Genomic DNA, 20,657 nt, shown 5'->3' on the forward strand with positions numbered 1-20,657 from the left:
CAACTTTAAGAAAATTTCAAATAAAAAAGCAGTTTTTCTTTGCTGATTCTACTATGGTAGAAAAAAACTGCAGACAAACGAACGTCTGTCTACAGCAGTATTTCATGAATCTTTGTCAAACTCGATTTAAATGCCATCCTCATAGAAACGACCAAGTATCTGGACGTTTTCTGCAATACTTACAAAAGCTTGTGGATCAGAAGCTTTCATTGCTTCTCTAAGTAGAGGCAGTTCGTATCGTGTAACGATCGTCATCAATACTGTCTGCTTATCATGCTTATAAGCACCTTCTGCTTCATTGATGATCGTGATCCCTCTACGCATACAGTTTTGGATTTCATTTACTACTTTTTCTGGATGTTTCGTTACGATCATTACCTGCATCTTCTTTTGTTTAGTATAAACGACATCAGTTACTTTTCCACTGACGAAAATAGACAACGTACTGTAAAACATATATTGCCAGCCAAATAGAATTCCGGCAACAAAAACGATCAATGCATTGAAGTAGATCGAAATAGAACCAATCGACTTTCCTGTTTTTTTACGAATCGTGATACTCACGATATCTAGACCGCCCGATGATAGGCCGTTTCTCAACGCTAGCCCAATACCTAGTCCCATCACAGCCCCCCCAAACAACGCACAGATGATTGGATCAGTAGATAGGACTGTTTCCGGTAAAATATGGATACAAAGGGAGGTCAAAGTGACTGTGATAAAAGTGAAAATTGTAAACTTCTTCCCGATTTTTAACCACGCCAATACAAACAAAGGTATATTCAGTAAATACAAAGTTGTTGATACCGGTACTTCGAATCCTATCAGTGATTTTGACAAAGTCGTCAAAATCTGAGCTAGACCAGTAATACCACTTGAATAAATATGTCCTGGCTGATAAAAGAAATTCAATGCGACTGATGCGATCAACGCATAAACGATAGATACCGAAAGCTTGGTCGTGTAATCATGATAAGCCCAATTTTCGAATGTTTTTTTCATGGAAAAGCCCCGCTTTATATGTTATGGCTTCATTATAAAGTGTTTTTCAATTAAATCAAGGTTGTCAAAAGAAGCGTATTCGACAAATCCTTTTTACCTTTTTATCGGCTATTCTTCTATATTCGTTACATCAATATTCAATTCGAACAATTGTAAAGGCGAAACCATACTTGGTGCATCACTCATCACATCTGCTGCTTTTCCGTTTTTAGGAAAGGCAATGACTTCACGAATATTATCTTCTCCGGCTAATAACATTGCAAAACGGTCCAATCCTAATGCAATACCGCCATGTGGAGGGAATCCGTAATCTAAAGCTGTTAACAAGAAACCAAATTGTTCTTCCATTTGTTCTTTTGTAAAGCCTAGAGTTTCTAGTACTTTTTCTTGAAGCTCACGAGTATGAATACGGATAGAACCTCCGCCTAGTTCATAACCGTTCAAGACGATATCATAAGCTTCTGCATAGACTTTTGCAGGGTCTTCAGCCAATAACGGGATATCTTCTTCTTTTGGCATCGTGAATGGATGGTGAGCAGAGACATATCGACCTTCTTCTTCTGAAAATTCAAATTGTGGCCAATCAGTTACCCATAAGAAATTGAATTTCGATTCATCAATTAGTCCTAATTCTTTTCCTAAACGTGTCCGGATAGCACCTAATGCAGCAGCGACGATTTCACTTTTATCTGCGCCAAACATCAGCAAGTCACCTGGTTTTGCATCTGTTGCTTTAATGATTGCTTCTGTTGCTTCTCCCATGAATTTAGCAATTGGACCTTTCAATCCGTCTTCTTCTACTTTCAGCCATGCAAGCCCCTTAGCTCCGAATTGTCCTACATATTGACCTAACTGATCCATGTCTTTTCGTGAGTAGCGATCTGCAGCGCCTTTAGCATTCAATGCTTTCACGACACCGCCGTTTTCAAGAGCCATTTGGAAGACTTTGAATTCTACTTCTTTGACTGTATCGCTTAGATCGATCAATTCCATGTCAAAACGTGTATCCGGTTTGTCGCTGCCGTAGCGAGCCATTGCTTCATCATAGGTCATACGAGGAAATGGCAATGTGACTTCGATACCGCGAACTTCTTTCATTACCTTCGCAATCAATCCCTCTGTGTAAGTTTGGATTTCTTCTGCTGTTAAGAACGTTGTTTCAATATCTACTTGCGTAAATTCAGGCTGACGGTCTCCACGTAAATCTTCATCGCGGAAACAACGAACGATTTGATAATAACGGTCGAATCCAGCATTCATCAGCAATTGTTTAAACAATTGAGGAGATTGCGGCAACGCATAGAAATGTCCAGCATGGACACGTGAAGGAACTAGGTAGTCTCTTGCGCCTTCTGGTGTAGATTTCCCTAGGTAAGGTGTTTCGATATCGAGAAAGTCATTATCATCTAAATAATGACGAATCGCTTTTGTTGTCGCATTTCTTAATTTGATGTTTTTAGTCATTTTTGGACGACGCAGATCCAAATAACGATATTTCAAACGTATTTCGTCACTGATTGCTTGATCATCTTCAATTTGAAATGGCGGGGTTTTTGCTTGATTCAAAATCACGATTTCACTTGCAATCACTTCGAATTCACCAGTGGCCATTTTAGGATTTACTGCATTTTCTCCGCGTCTTCTAACTTCCCCAGTCACTTCGATCACGTATTCACTGCGACATTTATCCGCGATTTCCCATGCTTCTTTGTTGATTTCAGGATTAAAGACGATTTGAACGATTCCTTCACGATCACGTAGGTCGATAAAGATTACTCCCCCAAGGTCTCGTCTTTTTTGTACCCATCCTTTTAATGTAACTGTTTGTTCTAATTGTTGTTCGGAAACTAATCCGCAATAGATCGTTCTTTGTGCCATTTATTTTTTTCCTCCTACTCGAATAAAGTCATTTCATCATAGACTTCATCAAAATGTTCATATATCTCTTCTAATGGAAAACTTTTTTCTTTTCGGCTTGCCATTGCTTTGACATTAATCGTTTGACTAGCAAGCTCATCTTCACCGATCACCAATACTAATTTGGCATTCGCTTTATCTGCTGTCTTAAATTGCGCTTTTGCTTTACGGTTCATGAAGTCGCGGTCAGCTGAAAAACCAAAGTTTCGAATCGCTTGGACCACTTTCAATGCTTCGATATTTGTTTCGTCTCCGAGTACGACCACGTAAGCATCCAACTCATTAAATGCAGGGATAACTACTTCCTCTGCCTCCATAGTCAAGAGTAATCGCTCGATACCCATTGCAAATCCGAAGCCAGGTGTTGAAGGACCACCTAGTTCTTCCACTAGATTGTCATAACGTCCGCCTGCGCAAATCGTTGCTTGTGCCCCCATTTTTGGTGCGTCACTCATGATTTCAAAAATCGTATGTGTGTAATAATCTAGTCCGCGAACCATATTACTGTCGATTTCATAAGGAACAGCCAATGCATCCAGCATGGAAACAACGGTATCAAAATGTTTTTGAGCAGGCTCGCTTAGATAATCTAAGATAGATGGAGCTTCTGCCACAAATTTTTGATCTCGTTTGTCTTTACTGTCCAATACGCGTAATGGATTTTCATGAAGGCGGCGTTTAGAGTCTTCACTCAGCTCTGATTCAAAAGGTAAAAGATAGTCGATCAATGCTTGACGATAGGCTTGACGCGTTTCTTTATCACCTAATGAATTGATGACTAGCCGGATTTGCGTGATCCCCAACTGTTTGAAGAAATCAAGTGCCATCACCATGCTCTCCACATCAGTTGCAGGGTTTTCTGATCCAAATGCTTCTACTCCGATTTGATGGAATTGACGTAACCGTCCTTTTTGAGGGCGTTCGTAGCGAAACATTGGTCCCATATAAAAAGTTTTGAACGGTTTCGCATACTCTGGGCCGAACAATTTATGCTCAACAAAAGAACGAACGATTGGTGCTGTACCTTCTGGTCGAAGCGTCACATGGCGTTCCCCTTTGTCATAAAAATCATACATCTCTTTTGAAACGATATCCGTTGTATCCCCTACACTTCGGGATATCACTTCATAGTGTTCAAAAATCGGTGTACGCATTTCATTATACTGATAATCTCTGAATAATAAACGTGCTGTTTCTTCGACAAACTGCCATTTTTCTGATTCGCCTGGCAAAATATCATTTGTTCCTTTTGGTCTTTGGAAACTCATAGTTTTCTCTCCCTTTCTTAGCTATGTAAATAAAAAAATCACCCTTGTTCATCATGAACAAGGGTGAATGAAATTCATACACGGTACCACCTAATTTTGAAAGATTTCTCTTTCCTCTTACGAATAACGCTCGTACGCGGGACGGCTTTTCACTCGTCCATCTCCAGAGTGTCTTTAGGCTAATGAAACTTTAGATCATTTTCAGCCTCGATGATCCTCTCTTGTAAAGTTTCAAAAACTTACTCGCTCTTTCATTGACATTCGATATTACTTATAACCTACTAAAAACCAGTCTCAAAGTCAAGAGATATCTGACTATTTCCCCTCACAAAAACGTTTTAGTTCAGCTTTTTGGTATTTTGCTTTAGACTAGACAAAAAGGAGGAATCAGCTATGGCAGAAATAAGAATCGGACATTCACAAGTCTACGCAGAACAGCTTGGATTAGGAGCAAATGCCGTTGGAGGACATAATCTTTTTGACGGTTTGGAAGATGAGACAGGAAAACAAGTAGTTCGTACAGCTTTGAATAGCGGGATCAATTTGATCGATACCGCTTATGCTTACGGAAACGGCCGTTCCGAAGAACTGATTGGCGAGGTACTGAAGGAAAAAGAATATGATCGCTCACGTGTCGTCATCGCTACAAAAGCTGCTCATGTACCAAATAAAGGGCGAACATTTGATAATTCTCCTGAGTTTCTCAAACAATCGGTGGAAGATGCACTAAAACGTCTGCAAACTGATTACATCGACATTTTTTATATCCACTTTCCGGATGAAAGCACACCAAAAAATGAATCAGTTGCTACATTGCACGAATTAAAAGAAGCAGGAAAAATCCGAGCAGTCGGTGTGTCAAACTTCACGTTAGAACAATTGAAAGAAGCGAATGCAGATGGATATGTCGATGTAGTAGAAGATAAATACAGTTTGATCCATCGGCAGGCTGAAAAAGAATTATTCCCTTATCTTGAAAAAAACAAAATCAGTTTTGTTCCCTATTTTCCTCTTGCTTCCGGTTTGCTGACAGGAAAATATGAACTTGGTGAGGAAAAACAATTTGGTGAAGGAGATCCTCGAAAAAGAAATCCAGATTTCCAAGGAGAACGTTTCAGAGAAATTTTAACCGCTGTCGATGTACTTCGCCCCATTGCTAAAAGATACCAAGCCACTCCTGCGCAACTTGTTTTAGCTTGGTACATGAAGAATCCACGAGTGTCTGTAGTTATACCTGGAGCTAAGCGTCCAGAGCAAGTATCTGACAATGTCCAAGCTTTAGATTTGCATTTATCCAATGAAGATTATCAAACCATTGATGAAGCATTTCGTGGATTTTGATCAATTGACCTTATCAATTTATAGTAATATGAAAAAAGGAAGATCAGCACTGTTTGATCTTCCTTTTTTTCGATAAGTTTATGCTAATCTAATTCTTGTAAAGTAGCGCTCGGCTATTCGGATAAGTCGGAAACTGATTGAATGGAATCGTCCAATCTTGTTCAGGTACAGAGAACTCAAACTTATTTACTAGCTGATCGGAAAACACACGTAGACTATGAAGAGTGATCCATTCTCCTGCACAGCGATGCATTTGTCGAAAATCTCCCCCGCCTTGTGCAATCATCTCATATTCTTCTTTATAGGAAATATCTTTTGCTTTTCCTACATACCGTTTGATCATAAAGGAATCTGGCGCTTCAACTGTTCGTTCATCATGGTCTGTTCCATATAAATCTAAAATAACCCAACTGCCTTCTGGTATACGATAACCATCTACTTCTACTTCTTTCAGCGAAATCGCAGGTAGCATTGGGAAGAAAGGATAATAGCGTCTCATTTCTTGAATAAACGGATCTTGTAACGTCGAAAAGTCATTTTTTAATTGCTGATACAAATCTGGTCTACTGAAAAGTGCATGTCCCATCAATGCCGCCCACACAGTTAGAGCAACCGTTGGACGGATGATGTTCAATAATTCAACAGCTGCCACTTCCAGAGGTAAAAGCTGACCATCTAAATCTGTGGCATTGGCAAAAGCATATAATGCCACATTTTCTTTTCCAGCCACAGGATTTTGTCGAGCTTCTTCAATCAAGCCTTGCGCCCATTTTTCTGATTTTTTGCGATTTTCGACACCTTTTATGTGATCAATCGGAGAAGTAAACGTTCCGCTGATCATAGAGATTTGATATTCTGCTAATTTTTCGACCTCATCTTTAGAAATCGCTGATAAATTGATACCTGCCCACTCGCAAATAGATGTAAAGAAAACCATCTTACTTAAATCAAATAGTTCAAATTGACCATGCTGTGCTTCAAGTGCTTGTGTCAGATTCTTATCTAAGATACGATGATAATCTTCCATTCTTTCCGGTGTCATTAGATCCATAAAAATATTTTTCCGATGGTGATGAGCAGCTCCATCCAAAGTCTGTACTCCACCTTGACCAAAAAGTGTCTTCAATACTAATTTTGGCATAGCACCTTTTCGTTTGAAATTCCTTGGATCATAAAATACTTTTGCTGCTGATGATCCGTAGATCGTGATAGCTTCTTTATTGAAAATCTTTGCTTTGACGACGGGAGCGTCCGCTTCATGGCGTAACTCCTCCAACATGTTGTATCCTTTTTGATACAATTTTTTTAAATCTGTGATTTTGATATCTACTACTGGTACTTCTTTCATCTTCAGCAACCTCCTATAAAAAATAACTTGTATAATTTAAGCTTAACTTTTTTTCCGACTGCTGACAAAAGAAGCGCTTTTTGCAGACAAAAAAGCCACTTAAGTTAGAGTTTATCAGTCTAACTTAAGCGACGTGTTTCATAGTTTTTACTAGTGAAAACCAGATTACTTTATTTGTTTTTAGAATCAATAATGATCGTTACAGGTCCATCATTGACGAGAGAAACCGACATATCTGCTCCGAATTGTCCGGTAGCGACTGTGATGCCGCGACTTCTGATTCCTTCATTGAATGATTCGTATAAAGGAATAGCTGTTTCTGGTCGTGCGGCTTCCACAAAGCTTGGTCGATTTCCTTTTTTCGTATCCGCAAACAGTGTGAATTGAGAGATACTTAAAATTTGTCCTCCCACATCTTCTACACTAATATTCATTTTTCCTTGTTCATCTTCAAAAATACGCATTTGTGCAATTTTTTTTACCAGATAGTCCACATCTTTTTGCGTATCGGTTTCATGAATGCCTAATAAAACAAGTAGGCCGTAGCCAATTTTTCCAATTTCTTGCTGATCGACTGACACAGCAGCTTTACTTACCCGTTGAACAACTGCTCTCATATCTGTCCTCCTATCCATTCGTCCGGCGTACACTGTAGACATCAGGTACTGCTTTGATTTTATCCACGATACTCTTTAGGTGGGATAAATTCTGGATACCAACCGTCAAATGGATCGTCGCCATTTTATCTTTATTCGTCCGTGCTTCAACGCTGTTGAGATTTTTCGTTAGCGCATTGACTGTTTGAAGTACATCATTCAATAAGCCTGAACGATTATAGCCGTAAATTTCCAAATCTGCATCATACTCTTTTCGTGTATTCGATGTATCTTCCCATTCGACTTCAATCAAACGTTCTGCTACATTTGGTTTGTCAGGCTGAACATTCGGACAATCTCGACGATGAATGGATATCCCTCTGCCTTTAGTGATATAACCAACGATATCATCACCAGGAATCGGATTACAGCAGCGACTGATACGAATTAGTAAGTTTTCTACCCCTTGAATGACAACGCCACCTTCATGACGTACTTTCATTTTGTCAGGTTCTTTTTTCGGCTGATTCATGATTTCTTCTGCTTCTTGCTTTTGCTGCTCGATTTTTTGTTCTTTACGTTCTTTTTCAGTCAGACGATTGGCCATCGTCAAGGGGCTAACTTCTCCATACCCTACAGCTGCATAGAGATCATCTTCTGTTTGATAATTAAAACGATCGAGTGCTTCTTGCAGTTTGTTCTTCGTCAAAATATCTTTAGGCGTAAATCCTAGATCTGTAATACATTTGACCACGGATTCGTGGCCTTTGATCACATTTTCTTCTCGATCTTGGGCTTTGAAGAAACGTTTGATCTTATTTCTTGCTTTGCTAGTAGCAACTAATTTCAACCAGTCGCGACTTGGGCCAAATGAATTTGGAGAAGTCATGATCTCAATGATATCTCCGTTTTTCAATTTGTAATCAAGCTGCACCATTTTGCCATTTACTTTTGCACCAGTGGTTTTGTTACCGATATCTGTATGGATACTGTATGCAAAGTCCAATGGTCCGGATCCTTTTGGTAACTCAGTAACGTCTCCTTTTGGTGTGAAGACGTAGACTTTATCACTAAAGATATCTCCTTTTACGCCTTCCATAAATTCAGAAGCATCATAGCTTTCGTCTTGAAGTTCGAGTATCTCATGGAACCAGCTTAATTGTTTCGTTATACCATCTGGTTCTACTTTTTCATTTTTTCCTTCTTTATAGGCCCAGTGTGCAGCAACCCCGAATTCAGCGATTTCATGCATTTCCTGTGTTCGGATTTGAATTTCTACCGGATTTCCTGCCGGACCGATCACGGTAGTATGCAAAGATTGGTACATATTAGCTTTTGGCATGGCAATATAATCCTTAAATCTGCCGGGCATTGGTTTCCATTTTGTGTGGATTGCTCCTAATACAGCATAACAATCCTTGATTGAATCTACGATCACTCGAATAGCTAGCAAGTCATAAATTTCGTTGAACTGCTTTTTCTGATCTTTCATTTTACGATAGATTGAATAAATGTGTTTTGGCCGTCCATAGATTTCTGCAAAAATCCCCAGCTCTTCTGTCGCTATTCGAATATCTTCAACAGTACCACTTACGTATTTTTCACGTTCTTCTCTCTTCGTCTGCATCAAGTGGACGATACGGTAATACTGTTTTGGATTTAGATAACGAAGTGCTGTATCTTCTAATTCCCATTTGATCCGGCTGATCCCTAGACGATGTGCAAGAGGCGCATAGATTTCTAAAGTTTCCTGAGCGATCCTTCTTTGCTTATCTTCTCGCAGGTGCTTCAACGTACGCATGTTATGTAGTCTATCAGCTAATTTGACCATGATAACTCGTAAATCTTGAGCCATTGCTAGCAGCATCTTTCGGTGGTTTTCTGCTAGCTGCTCTTCGTGGGATTTATATTTTATTTTCCCTAATTTGGTTACGCCGTCCACTAACATAGCAACGTCATCGCCAAATTCTTCTCTCAGATCTTCTAAAGTGATTTCTGTATCTTCAACAACATCATGTAAGAAGCCTGTAGCCACTGTATGGGGATCCATTTTTAAATCTGCTAATATACCTGCGACTTGGATAGGATGAATAATGTAGGGTTCGCCTGATTTTCTAAACTGTCCGTCATGTGCAGCAGTCGCGTATTCGCATGCTTTCTCAACAAATGCTACATGTTCGGGACCCATGTATTGACTAACGAGCTTTATGACACCGGGTCCCGTTAAAATTTCTTCTTTTGTCACAGGAATCGATCCCCCTTTCTTTTTTCGGTAAAACGGGAATCGGGACAAATATCTGTTTGATAATTGTCCCAAAATCCGTGCAGTTATACGTTTTTTTACGGAAATGTTCGCTTTTTAAAAGCTTTTTCAAACGATTTTTCGTATCCATTGTATAAATAATTGTTTCTATTATACAAATTGTTGACTATTTTTTCAATTCTTTCTGTCGATACTCTTTTATTAATGAAGAACGTTAGCTGAAAGAAGGATTCATTAATTCCCATTGATAGCTAGCAGCACTTAATAAATAAAGAGGTGCTGTTTCTGTACGAAGGATTCTTGGTCCTAATCCACAAAGTATCCCTTTGTGTTCTACAAAATAATCGACTTCATCGCGGGATAATCCACCTTCTGGTCCAAAGACAGCTAAGATTCGACTATCTGGTTTTGTTTCACTAAGAATTTTGGCTGCATTTGATTTTTCGCCTTGCTTTGCTGATTCCTCATAAGCAACCAAGACCACGTCATAATCATCTAGCCGCTCAAATAAATCTTGTTTCGTTTCCAATAACTCTACTGATGGCACGATCTGCCGATGGGATTGTTCCGCTGCCTCTTGAGCAATCTTTTCAAGCCGTTGTTGTCGTTTCATACGTTTTTTTGCATCCCATTTAACGACAGAGGCTGATGCCGGGAAACCAAGAAAAGCTTGCGCTCCTAATTCAGTGGATTTCTGAACGATCCAATCCAGCTTTTCCCCTTTAGGATAGCCACTCGCTATGGTAATCGAACTTGGCAGTTCCTTTTGATTTTCTTCTTTTTTAATTTCTTTCAGATAAACAGCCTCTTCAGTAATCTCCGTGATTTCTGCAACAATGGCTATTTGATCATTGAATGCCAAAAAAACTTCATCCTCGGGTTCCATCCTCATAACCCGTACAATGTGGTGATAGTTTTCCCCTTCTAAAACAAAATAGTCTTTTGATTCATATGATTCTTTTAAAAAATACCGCTGCATCTATTCCACCTCTGGTTTTTTCAAAATAATTGCATACCAGTCTTTTTGCTGGAAAATTTGATCCACGATAAACCCTTGTTCTAACATGGCATCCAGAACCATTTGCTTCTTCTCTTCAATGATTCCTGAAACGATCAGCGTGCCTGTTTGCTTCAGTAAACGCCAAGCATCTGGGATCATCAATAAGATGATATCTGCTAAAATGTTCGCAACGATTACATCACTTTCAATCTCGATTCCTGTCAAAAGATCGTTAGCTGATACATGGACATCTTTGGCTATTTCATTCATATCCATATTTTCTTTCGCTGAACGAACGGCTACTTCGTCTAAATCAAAGGCATAGACATCTTTTGCACCAAGATATTTTGCTGCAATACTTAGCACGCCCGACCCAGTTCCCACATCTAGCAATGTTTCACCACCACGCAAGACTGTTTCTAGTGCTGTCAATGTCAAGGAAGTCGTGGGATGAGTGCCTGTGCCAAATGCCATACCAGGATCTAGTGTGATAATTTTTTCTAGAGGATCTTCTGTCTGGTAGTTTTCCCAGCTTGGCGCAACCGTCAGCATTCGCGTAATACGCACCGGATGATAGTATTTCTTCCAGGCTGTTGCCCAGTTGCTTTCCTCTACTTCACTAACTGTTACTTTATTTTTTCCAATAGCTAGACCAAACTCAGGTAATTGTGTGATACGATCTTTGATAAAAGGCAAGATTTCCGGTAAGAAAGTCGTTTCCGGAAAATAAGCCATGACTAGTGCGCCTTCTTTCAGCGATGTAAAATCATTTTTATCTAAAATCTCACCATATTGATCCGACTGAAAATGTTCAACATCTAAAGAATCTTCAATCGCGACACCACTCGCCCCTGCCTCCATCAAAATATTAGCAACTGCTTCGACTGCTTCACTTTCAGTTTCTACTTTTACTTCATTCCATTTCATATCTGTCACTCCTTAATAACTTGGGTACGGTAAATAAGTATCTGCTTCATTTTGCTGTTTTACTTCTACTAATTCTGCTAGTTGCTGATTATCCCAGTGAAGCTCGAATACAGCTTCGTCATCGTCTTCATCCAAAAAATCAAGCAAATCGCTTTGCCCTTGAGCTAATACTTCATTTAGATATTCCACTAAAGAATCAGCTACTGATTTTGCCAACCCTTTTTTTCCTTCATAAGGGATTACTGCTAGATAATTGCGTTCATCAAAAACAGATTTCTGAGGATTAAAAAGAAGTACGCCGTCTTCAAATTCGATAATTGGTTCTTGCGAAACGATCCCTTCTGCATCATCAATCTCAAATTGTGCTTTATTTTCTGCAAACAAGCGAACAACGATCTCGATCGTATGATTTTTTGTATCCCAATCTAAAGCTACATCATAGTCTGTCACTTGTTTTTCAATTATTTCATCTAAATATGTTAATAGATCCTTCTTTTTCATTTTCTTTCCTCCAACCCCAATCTTTCTCGATTTGGTTTTTTCTTTGTAAAGAGATATAAGGATTTCCCGACACAACAAAACGCAACGGCTTTTCTGTCCATACACCTTTGTTTGGGATACCGATTCTAGGCAAAGCATTGATCTTTTTTGGTGTCTTTTTTTTCTCAAAAACTAAGCGTAACGAACTATCTGCTATAGACTGACCATAAAGTTCTTGAGGAATTGCTAATGCTTCCACTAATTTTCCCGGACCGTTGCTGATATCTGGACCAGTTTTTCCGCCACGATTTTTACTCATTTGATCAATCATTGCGGCGGGTTCGATTGCACGTATCATTACTCCTTGAGGAATCCCTTCTGGCTGAGTAATGATGTTCAAAATCCGATGAGTATGCATCGTGTAAAGGTAGATCGTACCTGGTTTTTCATACATTGCCCGCACACGCGGTGTTCTTCTTAAACCATAGCTATGGGCGGCCTCGTCTTCTGGACCTAGGTATGCTTCCGCGTCTACAATATATCCAGCTAATCTTCCTTCTGGTGTGTCATGCTCCAAATACATCCCCAATAAATCCCGTGCCACTTCTGGCGTCGTTTTATTCCAAAAAAATTCATCTATCTTTTGTTTATCCGTCATTTTTCTCACCTACTTTATCATACACAATATTAGTTGGATAAGCTATGAAAACAAAACAACAGAAGGCTGTTCTTTCTAGGCATCTTGCTAAATATGATATAATTAAGGGACGTAAAAACAAGAAGGAGGAAAATCCTATGCAACAGCCATTGGCTTATCGCATGAGACCTCGAACGATCGATGAAGTCGTTGGTCAGCAGCATCTAGTCGGGGAAGGAAAAATCATACGCCGCATGGTCGATGCTCGCATGCTCTCTTCCATGATTCTATATGGACCTCCTGGTACTGGAAAAACGAGTATCGCAAGTGCGATCGCCGGCTCTACTAATTATGCATTTCGCATGCTAAACGCCGCTACAGATTCAAAAAAGGATCTACAAGTTGTAGCGGAAGAAGCAAAAATGAGTGGTACAGTGATCCTCTTATTGGATGAAGTACACCGATTAGATAAAACAAAACAGGATTTTCTGCTTCCTCATTTAGAAAGTGGCCGAATCATCTTGATCGGAGCGACTACTGAGAATCCTTATATTACCATCAATCCAGCGATCCGCAGCCGTACACAGATCTTTGAAGTCAAACCATTAACAGAACAAGACATCCAGTTGGCAGTCGAACATGCTTTAAGGGATAAAGAACGCGGCCTTGGACAACAAGCAATCCAGTTAGACGAAGATGCTCTTCTTCACCTTTCGCGTGCAACGAACGGCGATTTGCGGAGTGCATTGAATGGGCTGGAACTGGCTACACTATCGACTCCTTCAGATAAAGAAGGAAGGATTCATCTTACACTGTCGATCATTGAAGAATGTGTCCAAAGAAAAGCTCTTACCCATGACAAAAATGGAGATGCTCATTATGACGTTATTTCGGCTTTTCAAAAATCGATTCGTGGAAGTGATGTGGATGCTGCACTTCATTATCTCGCCCGTTTAGTTGAGGCAGGTGATCTGGCAAGTATTTGCCGGCGTCTGATGGTTATCGGTTATGAAGATATAGGTTTAGGTAATCCTGCTGCTGCGGCTCGTACAGTGAACGCTGTATTAGCTGCTGAAAAATTGGGATTGCCTGAGGCACGTATCCCACTAGCAGACGTCGTCGTCGATCTTTGCTTGTCGCCAAAATCCAATTCTGCCTACATGGCATTAGATGCAGCACTTGCTGATATTCGAGAGGGCAAAGCTGGAGATGTTCCTGATCATTTGAGAGATAGCCATTACAAAGGTGCGAAATCACTCAACCGTGGCGTGGGTTATCAGTATCCTCATCATTTTGATCAGGCTTGGGTCAATCAGCAATATTTACCAGATAAACTGAAGAATGCTCAGTATTATCAGCCAAAAGATACAGGGAAATATGAACAGGCTCTGGGTCAACAGTATTACCGTATAAAAGAGTGGAAAAAGCATCCTCCAAAAAACTAGACAAGAAAACGGTTCTGTTTCTGCGAGCTCTCTCATTGCTCTTTTTAAATTCATATGCTACTATAGAGGTGGGAAATCTGTGATGTTCGAATTGTCCTCTTTGTGTGTTGACCGAACATTTTTATTGATATCTTGGGACCCGTCTTGTGTCACTGCTGGTAACATGCCTTATCATTTGGTAGTTCGAAGCTACGACCATGGGACCCACCTGCTTGAATTCGCGGGATCAATACTACAGGACAAACAACGGCATTAACGGAGATTACCATCTTTTAAAGAATAAAGCAATTTGCTCTTGGCAAATTGCTTTTTCTATTTGTTGCTTATTTTGGAGGATTTGTTCATGATTAGGATTTTAATGATTATCGCCACTTTAGTATTATTATTCGTTAGCTATTATTTATTTAATAAACAGGATATCTTTTTTGTATTGATCAACAAAAATGATAAAAATCAAGGATTCCTACAATTTTACGGAGCTGCATATGCTGTTTTAGGCGTAATGGGTATTTTAACAGCTTTTTTCAATCAACGCTTTATTGCCTTGGTCTTTTTACTGATCGTAATTATTGTTTCTGCCACCTTCAGTATCCGATTTGCAAAAAAAATTGCTGAACCAAAGCAGTAAATAATTCTCTTTTTCCCTAAAGTGTTCTACAATAAAAGAGTACAATACGATTGACTTGAGGAGTGAATGCTTATGTTACAACAATACAAAAAAATCATGGTTGCCGTAGATGGTTCTGATGAAGCTGAATTAGCTTTTAAAAAGGCGGTCAATGTAGCTATCCGAAATAACGGAGAACTTCTATTAGCACATGTCATTGACACACGTTCTTTCCAAACCGTTTCATCCTTTGATGGAATGCTTGCAGAACAAGCTACTGAAATGGCAAAGCAAACATTGGCAGATTATGAAAGCAATGCGAAGAAAGCTGGCTTGAATAATGTAACCTCTGTCGTAGAATATGGCTCACCAAAACAAATTATTGCCAGAGAAATCCCAGAAGATAATCAAGTAGATTTGATTATGTTAGGAGCCACAGGATTGAATGCTGTAGAACGTTTATTTATTGGTTCTGTTTCTGAATATGTTATTAGAAACGCAGCTTGCGATGTGCTTGTTGTCCGAACTGATTTAGAAAACCAATTGCCAGCTAAAGACCACACCAAAGCTTAACACGTAGACGACCTGCCAACTATCGGCAGGTTTTTTTGCACAAAAAACCGTGATAAAAACAAAAGACGCGGCAAGCACTCATCGGTCTTTATAATGTTTAAAATAAAGGGAAAACAGTCAATGAGTTCAAGTAAAATAAAAAAAAGTGAACACCAGGGCGATTAGTCGCCCTGGTGTGGTTTAAAACGACCTAAGCATGCCAAAGCTTATTGGTTCGTCAATGTGGAAGTTTCCGATGAATCTGATACGAAAAAATATGAAGTATCGATGGCGGATACCGATTTTATCGCCAAACTAAAATTTTATTTCGGGTTCGGGTACCGCGAGAAGGCAAGTGCTACATTCGGTAAATCATTCAAGAATTGATGAAAGGCTACCGCTTGCCATTGCAACCACAACGATACTCCTGAACGCGATGTTGGTGAGATTTCCAAAGAGAAGAGCTGTTTAATGCAACGGTATTAAGCAAATGGCAAAAGGAAGTCATGTAGACAAAGTTTTTTATCAAACACCATATGATTTCGCCTGAACGCTGGTTTAGCTCAGAATACAATGATGTGGTCCACGAGACATTACCCTCAGTCAGATAAAAAAAGCTCTCTGACAGAATTACACATCGATAAATATTAAGTAAATGTCAGCGCTAGTTGAACTTTCTGACACTTTCAGGTACACTGGAAAAGACAACTACACGAAGGAGGGAAAATACTATGATGCGCATGACTAAAATAACAAGTAATGAAAATTACCAACGATACCATATCGCATTTAGCCATGCAATTGGTTTTACAGTTGCTGTTGACGGGACAAGTTTGTCCAAAACAGTTGAATTCACGTAAAATCAATGGCCATCTCAAGGTATTTTTCTCATGATAATCTGAGTTTAAATAACACAGGCCATGGATAACCATGGCCTTTTTGAGTGGTCTCAAGGAGAGAGATCATGATCATACAAGCAATTTCTATTAAAAAAACAATCGGCGGGAATCCATTATTTGAGGATTTATCCTGTCAAATTGAAGCTGGTGAAAAAATTGCCTTAGTCGGTATCAACGGAACTGGCAAATCAACCTTTTTACAAATCTTGACCGGCAGAGAAGGTGTCGACAGCGGTGTTATCAGTCGCAAAAAAGGCTTAAAGATCGGGACGGTCGAACAAGAACTTACAGTTTCCGAAGCAACCGTCAACCACTACTTGCTCCATTCTGCCGCTGAGATACAGGACCTCAAACAGCAAATGAGTCGCTACGAAGCATTGATGACAGAACCAGATACAAACTTAGAGAAGTGTCTGACCCGTTACGGTGAGCTGCAGCATCGCTTTGAAGAACTAGGCGGTTACGTATTAGAAGACCGGATTGCAGCGATCTTGCAAGGCTTAGGGATTCCACACCGTCAGGAAGCACGGTTAACAGAACTTAGCGGAGGCGAACGAGTTAAAGTCGCTTTAGCCAAAATTTTAGCAGCCGATGCCGATTTACTTTTACTCGATGAACCGACCAATCATTTAGATCTTAACAGTATTCGCTGGTTGGAAAACTATTTACAGAATACAAAAAAATCGATTCTGGTCGTTTCTCATGATCGGCAATTTCTCGATCAAGTCACCACAAAAACATGGGAACTGGAAGAAGGTGCATTGATTGAGTATCCCGGAAACTACAGCCGTTTTCGAGTCTTGAAAGAAGCTCGCTTGGCTGAGCTGACAAAAAATTACGAACTGCAGCAAAAAGAAGTCCAGCGGTTGAAAGTCATGATTCGTCGTTTTCGTCAGTGGGCACATGAAGGAGACAATGAGTCCTTCTTCAAAAAAGCCAAAGAACTGGAACGCCGCCTGGCGAAACTGACACTCGTCAAACCGCCAGCTCCCCCGAAAAATCGGCTGCAAAGCTTGTCTAATGGTGGAAAATCTGGCAAAGAAGTTTTCATCATTCAAAACTTGCACCAGCAGTACGCTGATCAAGTACTATTCAAAGACAGCAGTTTTGCAGTCTATCGTGGAGATCATTTAGCCATCATCGGCGACAATGGTGCAGGAAAATCAACCTTACTCAAATTATTACTCGGTGAGGAAAAGCCTTACGGTGGCACCATCAAATTAGGTAGTAGCTTGCAAATCGGTTATTTGCCGCAGCAGCTGCAGTTTGCCGATCCCGATAGCCGTTTGCTGGCTTACGCCATCACATTGACTGGAAACGAAGAAGTCGCTCGACGGCAATTAGCCAAAAGTGGCTTTTATCAAAGCGATGTGGGTAAACGGATCAAAGATTTATCCGGTGGTGAAAAAATCCGTTTGGCGTTGCTGAAACTCTTTTTAGAAAAAATCAACGTCCTGATTTTGGATGAACCAACCAATCACCTCGACAGCTATGCTCGAGAAGAAATTGAAGAAATGCTGCAAGACTATCAAGGAACGCTCCTAGCAGTCAGCCATGATCGCTACTTTTTGCAGCAACACTTCCAAGAAGCACTCGTTATTGAGCAGGAGCAGATCAGCCGCCAGCCGCTCGGCCAACTGATTGACTAGGACGCTTTTTCGCAACAAAAAACTTGATTTTCATACCTGTGCTTTCACGATTCAGTCAAAGCACAGGTGGAAAATCAAGTTTTTATTATTCGATCAATAAATGTTTCGGATCGATTTTCTAGCTAAACATAAAGCGAAGAATAAAGTCGACAGCCCACGAGGCTGATCTAAAAATGTTTTTTCTTTTTACATATGTAATGTCCCTTATAAAGATGAATGAAAATAAAATATTGGGATTTTCCTGAAAATCAATAAATAAAATGCCAGTCTTTTCCCTTTTGACCACTTTTCCAAGCAAAATTCCCTAAGAAGATCCTGTAAAAAAGAAGGGAAATTGAAGTTAAATTACCATTTTGCGGTCTTCTCCGCAAAAAAAACACATGCAAGAATTCCCTCTTGCATGCGTTTCATCTTTTATCCTAACGAATGCTTTGGCTTAGCCGCGCAGACGCTCCACATCACGGGCAATCATTAGTTCCTCATCTGTTGGGATCACTAATACTCTTACTTTTGATTCTTTTGTAGAGATATCTACTTCTTCACCACGCAATTCATTCAACGCTGGATCGATTTCACAACCAAACCAAGACATACCTTTGATGATTTCACTACGTACATGTCCGTCATTCTCGCCGATACCAGCAGTAAAGACAATTGCATCAACACCATTCATCGTTGTCACATAACCGCCGATGTATTTTCGGATGCGGTCCACGAAAATGTCATAAGCTAAACGAATATGTTCTTTTTCATAGTTCTTTTCAAGATCACGCATATCACTAGACAATCCTGTTAGGCCTAGCAGACCAGATTTCTTGTTCAAAACATTGATCATTTCATCAATATCAATCTCTAATTTTTCCATTAAATATGGGAGAACAGCTGGATCGATATCACCTGAACGTGTACCCATTGTCACCCCAGCTAATGGTGTGAATCCCATAGAAGTATCCATGGATTTACCTCCATCGACTGCTGTGATCGATACACCATTTCCTAAGTGGCAAGTGATGATTTTTAGTTCTTCGATCGGTTTGTTCAATAATTTTGCCGCACGTTCCGACACATAACGATGACTTGTGCCATGGAAGCCATATTTTCTTACTTTGAAATCTTCATAATAAGACACCGGTAAGCTATATAAATAATTTTGCTTTGGCATTGTTGAGTGGAAAGATGTATCGAATACAGCCACACTCAAAATGTCAGGTAAAATCTTTTTAAACGCTTTGATCCCCATTAAGTTTGCAGGATTATGCAAAGGAGCAAATTCTGCTAATTCAGCAATGCGGTCCATTACTTTCTCATCGATCACTACTGAATCCCCATAAGTTTCTCCTCCGTGAACAACACGGTGCCCTACTCCGGTGATTTCATCATAAGAGCTTAAAATTTGCAGTTCAATCAACTGATCTAACAGCATTTTTACTGCTACTTCGTGGTTTTCGATATCCATGATTTGTTCGAATTTTTGATTATCGCCGTACTTGATGGTAAAAATAGAATCTTGTAAACCGATACGTTCGACGATCCCTTTCGCAACTACGGTTTCTTCTGGCATTTGATATAATTGCCATTTCAAACTTGAACTCCCAGCATTGATTGCAATTGTTTTAGACATATGACTCTCCTTCTCGTTGAATGATTACAGAGCAGATGATTTCCAGTTTTTAAACTCGTTGAAAAATTCCGTCACCTTCTCTGGTTCTTTTAATGAAGCAAGTTTCACAAGCAAGACTTCTTTTACTTGTTGTGCTTGTGGTCCTTTTTTCTGTAAGATCAAAATACTTTTTTGCGATTGTTTATTACGGAACAATTCATCTGGCAATTGAATCATTCCTTGAAGATAACCTTCTTCTTTAAACCATTTTTTGATTTTTTCACTTTGATCCGTTTCTAAAAATCCACTCGGCATCAAAAACAAACCAAAACCATCCGGCTTCACATATTTCATTGATTGCTCTAGCAATAAATGATGTGCATAACTATGGCCTTCTTCGGTACTTGTTAAAAACTCTTTTGCTTTTTCGTCATTCGGATAATAACCGATTGGCAAATCGCTGATTGCAAAATCGACAGGATCTATTAATAAATCCTGCAACCCGTCTTGATGAAAGTATTGAACATTTGCTTGTGTCAAATCACTTGTAGAAGCTGCGACAGCCAACAATGTATCATCAATATCCACACCAATTCCTTCTGTTTGGTACCCCGCATTCGATAGGTTTAAAAGAACTGTTAATAACAAGTTGCCCATTCCTGCCGCAATATCCAGAATCTTAACCGGTGCTTTTTTATTTGTGTATAGTTGTTCAATAAGAAAAACAAATAAAAAACCGATACTATCAGGAGTGAGTTGATGGTTCGCCTGCAAATGTTCTGTCTGGCTGCCCTTCAATAAAAGTAATTGAGACAGTCTGCGCCATTCTTCTGGCTCGAAAGAAAGTTTCTTCAACTCTTCATAAAGAGCTGTGATCCGTTGCGTTGTCTCTTTTGTCGGCACTCCATCCACCACACGTACTTGATAATCATCTATTAAATTTTCTGCATTTTCGACATAGGCTTCTAAAAAGGAAGTTCCCAATGCATTCTGTAAAAGCTGAATAGCTTCCAGGTTTTGATTAAACCCTTGTTCCATTTTTTCTGGTAACATGGTGCACCTCATTTCTAGATATATTATAACAATTTTTTCACCTGTTTAATTCTATCGAACAATTGACAAAATT

General features: G+C 39.6%; 19 protein-coding genes and 1 other RNA gene. 8 read left to right on the forward strand and 12 right to left on the reverse strand.

All coding sequences use genetic code 11. The features are described from left to right. Positions 1 to 126 precede the first annotated feature (126 nt). From IGL31_RS11610 to hisS, 3 genes are all read right to left on the reverse strand, one after another. A complete protein-coding gene (locus tag IGL31_RS11610; protein WP_002293644.1) occupies positions 127 to 1,002 on the reverse strand; it encodes a YitT family protein in 876 nt (291 codons plus the stop codon). A gap of 108 nt (positions 1,003 to 1,110) precedes the next feature. Further along, entirely contained in the window at positions 1,111 to 2,880 is a 1,770-nt protein-coding gene (gene aspS, locus IGL31_RS11615) for an aspartate--tRNA ligase (protein ID WP_002289105.1), read from the reverse strand. A 14-nt stretch (positions 2,881 to 2,894) separates the two neighbouring features. After that, on the reverse strand, positions 2,895 to 4,187 hold the full coding sequence (hisS, locus tag IGL31_RS11620) for a histidine--tRNA ligase (RefSeq protein ID WP_086300251.1): 1,293 nt from the start codon (positions 4,185 to 4,187) through the stop codon (positions 2,895 to 2,897). A 393-nt stretch (positions 4,188 to 4,580) separates the two neighbouring features. Between hisS and IGL31_RS11625 the strand changes: the two genes are divergently transcribed. Beyond that, a complete protein-coding gene (locus IGL31_RS11625) occupies positions 4,581 to 5,528 on the forward strand; it encodes an aldo/keto reductase (protein ID WP_002289101.1) in 948 nt (315 codons plus the stop codon). 88 nt (positions 5,529 to 5,616) lie between these two features. Here the strand turns inward: IGL31_RS11625 and IGL31_RS11630 are convergent, their stop codons facing one another. From IGL31_RS11630 to IGL31_RS11660, 7 genes are all read right to left on the reverse strand, one after another. Next, positions 5,617 to 6,876, reverse strand: coding sequence for a cytochrome P450 (locus tag IGL31_RS11630; protein ID WP_002301280.1), 1,260 nt, complete (start codon positions 6,874 to 6,876; stop codon positions 5,617 to 5,619). A 170-nt stretch (positions 6,877 to 7,046) separates the two neighbouring features. After that, the gene (dtd, locus tag IGL31_RS11635) at positions 7,047 to 7,493 is read right to left on the reverse strand and encodes a D-aminoacyl-tRNA deacylase (RefSeq protein ID WP_002289097.1); all 447 of its coding nucleotides are present in this window, start codon (positions 7,491 to 7,493) and stop codon (positions 7,047 to 7,049) included. Positions 7,494 to 7,503: 10 nt separating this feature from the next. Continuing rightward, the gene (locus tag IGL31_RS11640; RefSeq protein ID WP_086300250.1) at positions 7,504 to 9,717 is read right to left on the reverse strand and encodes a RelA/SpoT family protein; all 2,214 of its coding nucleotides are present in this window, start codon (positions 9,715 to 9,717) and stop codon (positions 7,504 to 7,506) included. A gap of 232 nt (positions 9,718 to 9,949) precedes the next feature. Next, entirely contained in the window at positions 9,950 to 10,714 is a 765-nt protein-coding gene (locus tag IGL31_RS11645) for a 16S rRNA (uracil(1498)-N(3))-methyltransferase (protein WP_002289095.1), read from the reverse strand. After that, positions 10,715 to 11,662, reverse strand: coding sequence for a 50S ribosomal protein L11 methyltransferase (prmA, locus tag IGL31_RS11650; protein WP_002289093.1), 948 nt, complete (start codon positions 11,660 to 11,662; stop codon positions 10,715 to 10,717). It lies immediately after the preceding gene. 12 nt (positions 11,663 to 11,674) lie between these two features. Continuing rightward, positions 11,675 to 12,163 (reverse strand): DUF3013 family protein, encoded by a 489-nt coding sequence (locus tag IGL31_RS11655; RefSeq protein ID WP_002289091.1) that lies wholly within the window; start codon positions 12,161 to 12,163, stop codon positions 11,675 to 11,677. After that, positions 12,129 to 12,800, reverse strand: a complete 672-nt coding sequence (locus tag IGL31_RS11660) for a DNA-3-methyladenine glycosylase (protein WP_002289090.1) — start codon at positions 12,798 to 12,800, stop codon at positions 12,129 to 12,131. The genes IGL31_RS11655 and IGL31_RS11660 overlap by 35 nt, the downstream gene beginning before the upstream one ends. A 137-nt stretch (positions 12,801 to 12,937) precedes the next feature. Between IGL31_RS11660 and IGL31_RS11665 the strand changes: the two genes are divergently transcribed. The 7 genes from IGL31_RS11665 to abc-f all read left to right on the forward strand — a co-directional run bounded on the left by IGL31_RS11665 (position 12,938) and on the right by abc-f (position 17,931). Then, the gene (locus IGL31_RS11665) at positions 12,938 to 14,224 is read left to right on the forward strand and encodes a replication-associated recombination protein A (protein WP_002289088.1); all 1,287 of its coding nucleotides are present in this window, start codon (positions 12,938 to 12,940) and stop codon (positions 14,222 to 14,224) included. 71 nt (positions 14,225 to 14,295) lie between these two features. Next, positions 14,296 to 14,490, forward strand: a non-coding RNA gene (ssrS, locus tag IGL31_RS11670) — 6S RNA. 77 nt (positions 14,491 to 14,567) lie between these two features. After that, positions 14,568 to 14,852 (forward strand): hypothetical protein, encoded by a 285-nt coding sequence (locus IGL31_RS11675; RefSeq protein WP_002293648.1) that lies wholly within the window; start codon positions 14,568 to 14,570, stop codon positions 14,850 to 14,852. Between the two features lie 72 nt (positions 14,853 to 14,924). After that, on the forward strand, positions 14,925 to 15,404 hold the full coding sequence (locus IGL31_RS11680) for a universal stress protein (RefSeq protein WP_002293649.1): 480 nt from the start codon (positions 14,925 to 14,927) through the stop codon (positions 15,402 to 15,404). Between the two features lie 222 nt (positions 15,405 to 15,626). Further along, entirely contained in the window at positions 15,627 to 15,770 is a 144-nt protein-coding gene (locus IGL31_RS11685; RefSeq protein ID WP_002293650.1) for a portal protein, read from the forward strand. A gap of 344 nt (positions 15,771 to 16,114) precedes the next feature. Next, positions 16,115 to 16,243, forward strand: a complete 129-nt coding sequence (locus IGL31_RS11690) for a hypothetical protein (protein WP_002293651.1) — start codon at positions 16,115 to 16,117, stop codon at positions 16,241 to 16,243. A 104-nt stretch (positions 16,244 to 16,347) separates the two neighbouring features. Beyond that, on the forward strand, positions 16,348 to 17,931 hold the full coding sequence (abc-f, locus tag IGL31_RS11695) for a ribosomal protection-like ABC-F family protein (RefSeq protein WP_086300249.1): 1,584 nt from the start codon (positions 16,348 to 16,350) through the stop codon (positions 17,929 to 17,931). Positions 17,932 to 18,367: 436 nt separating this feature from the next. Here the strand turns inward: abc-f and IGL31_RS11700 are convergent, their stop codons facing one another. Together IGL31_RS11700 and IGL31_RS11705 are read right to left on the reverse strand one after the other, a co-directional pair. After that, positions 18,368 to 19,552, reverse strand: coding sequence for an acetate/propionate family kinase (locus IGL31_RS11700; protein WP_002286171.1), 1,185 nt, complete (start codon positions 19,550 to 19,552; stop codon positions 18,368 to 18,370). 24 nt (positions 19,553 to 19,576) lie between these two features. Then, positions 19,577 to 20,584 carry a class I SAM-dependent methyltransferase gene (locus tag IGL31_RS11705; RefSeq protein WP_086300248.1) on the reverse strand — a complete coding sequence of 336 codons (1,008 nt, stop codon included), beginning with the start codon at positions 20,582 to 20,584 and terminating at the stop codon, positions 19,577 to 19,579. Positions 20,585 to 20,657 lie beyond the last annotated feature (73 nt).

Origin of the sequence: Enterococcus sp. MSG3290, assembly GCF_050555565.1 — a bacterium.
GTDB lineage: Bacteria > Bacillota > Bacilli > Lactobacillales > Enterococcaceae > Enterococcus_B > Enterococcus_B faecium.

What these genes read in the sequence shown, in the direction of transcription:
- IGL31_RS11660 (WP_002289090.1), bottom strand. Translation starts at nt 12,800, where the DNA reads ATGACGGATAAACAAAAGATAGATGAATTTTTTTGGAATAAAACGACG.
- IGL31_RS11655 (WP_002289091.1), bottom strand. Translation starts at nt 12,163, where the DNA reads ATGAAAAAGAAGGATCTATTAACATATTTAGATGAAATAATTGAAAAA.
- hisS (WP_086300251.1), bottom strand. Translation starts at nt 4,187, where the DNA reads ATGAGTTTCCAAAGACCAAAAGGAACAAATGATATTTTGCCAGGCGAA.
- abc-f (WP_086300249.1), top strand. Translation starts at nt 16,348, where the DNA reads ATGATCATACAAGCAATTTCTATTAAAAAAACAATCGGCGGGAATCCA.
- IGL31_RS11645 (WP_002289095.1), bottom strand. Translation starts at nt 10,714, where the DNA reads ATGCAGCGGTATTTTTTAAAAGAATCATATGAATCAAAAGACTATTTT.
- dtd (WP_002289097.1), bottom strand. Translation starts at nt 7,493, where the DNA reads ATGAGAGCAGTTGTTCAACGGGTAAGTAAAGCTGCTGTGTCAGTCGAT.
- IGL31_RS11665 (WP_002289088.1), top strand. Translation starts at nt 12,938, where the DNA reads ATGCAACAGCCATTGGCTTATCGCATGAGACCTCGAACGATCGATGAA.
- IGL31_RS11690 (WP_002293651.1), top strand. Translation starts at nt 16,115, where the DNA reads ATGATGCGCATGACTAAAATAACAAGTAATGAAAATTACCAACGATAC.
- IGL31_RS11675 (WP_002293648.1), top strand. Translation starts at nt 14,568, where the DNA reads ATGATTAGGATTTTAATGATTATCGCCACTTTAGTATTATTATTCGTT.
- IGL31_RS11705 (WP_086300248.1), bottom strand. Translation starts at nt 20,584, where the DNA reads ATGTTACCAGAAAAAATGGAACAAGGGTTTAATCAAAACCTGGAAGCT.
- IGL31_RS11680 (WP_002293649.1), top strand. Translation starts at nt 14,925, where the DNA reads ATGTTACAACAATACAAAAAAATCATGGTTGCCGTAGATGGTTCTGAT.
- IGL31_RS11630 (WP_002301280.1), bottom strand. Translation starts at nt 6,876, where the DNA reads ATGAAAGAAGTACCAGTAGTAGATATCAAAATCACAGATTTAAAAAAA.
- IGL31_RS11625 (WP_002289101.1), top strand. Translation starts at nt 4,581, where the DNA reads ATGGCAGAAATAAGAATCGGACATTCACAAGTCTACGCAGAACAGCTT.
- aspS (WP_002289105.1), bottom strand. Translation starts at nt 2,880, where the DNA reads ATGGCACAAAGAACGATCTATTGCGGATTAGTTTCCGAACAACAATTA.
- prmA (WP_002289093.1), bottom strand. Translation starts at nt 11,662, where the DNA reads ATGAAATGGAATGAAGTAAAAGTAGAAACTGAAAGTGAAGCAGTCGAA.
- IGL31_RS11610 (WP_002293644.1), bottom strand. Translation starts at nt 1,002, where the DNA reads ATGAAAAAAACATTCGAAAATTGGGCTTATCATGATTACACGACCAAG.
- IGL31_RS11700 (WP_002286171.1), bottom strand. Translation starts at nt 19,552, where the DNA reads ATGTCTAAAACAATTGCAATCAATGCTGGGAGTTCAAGTTTGAAATGG.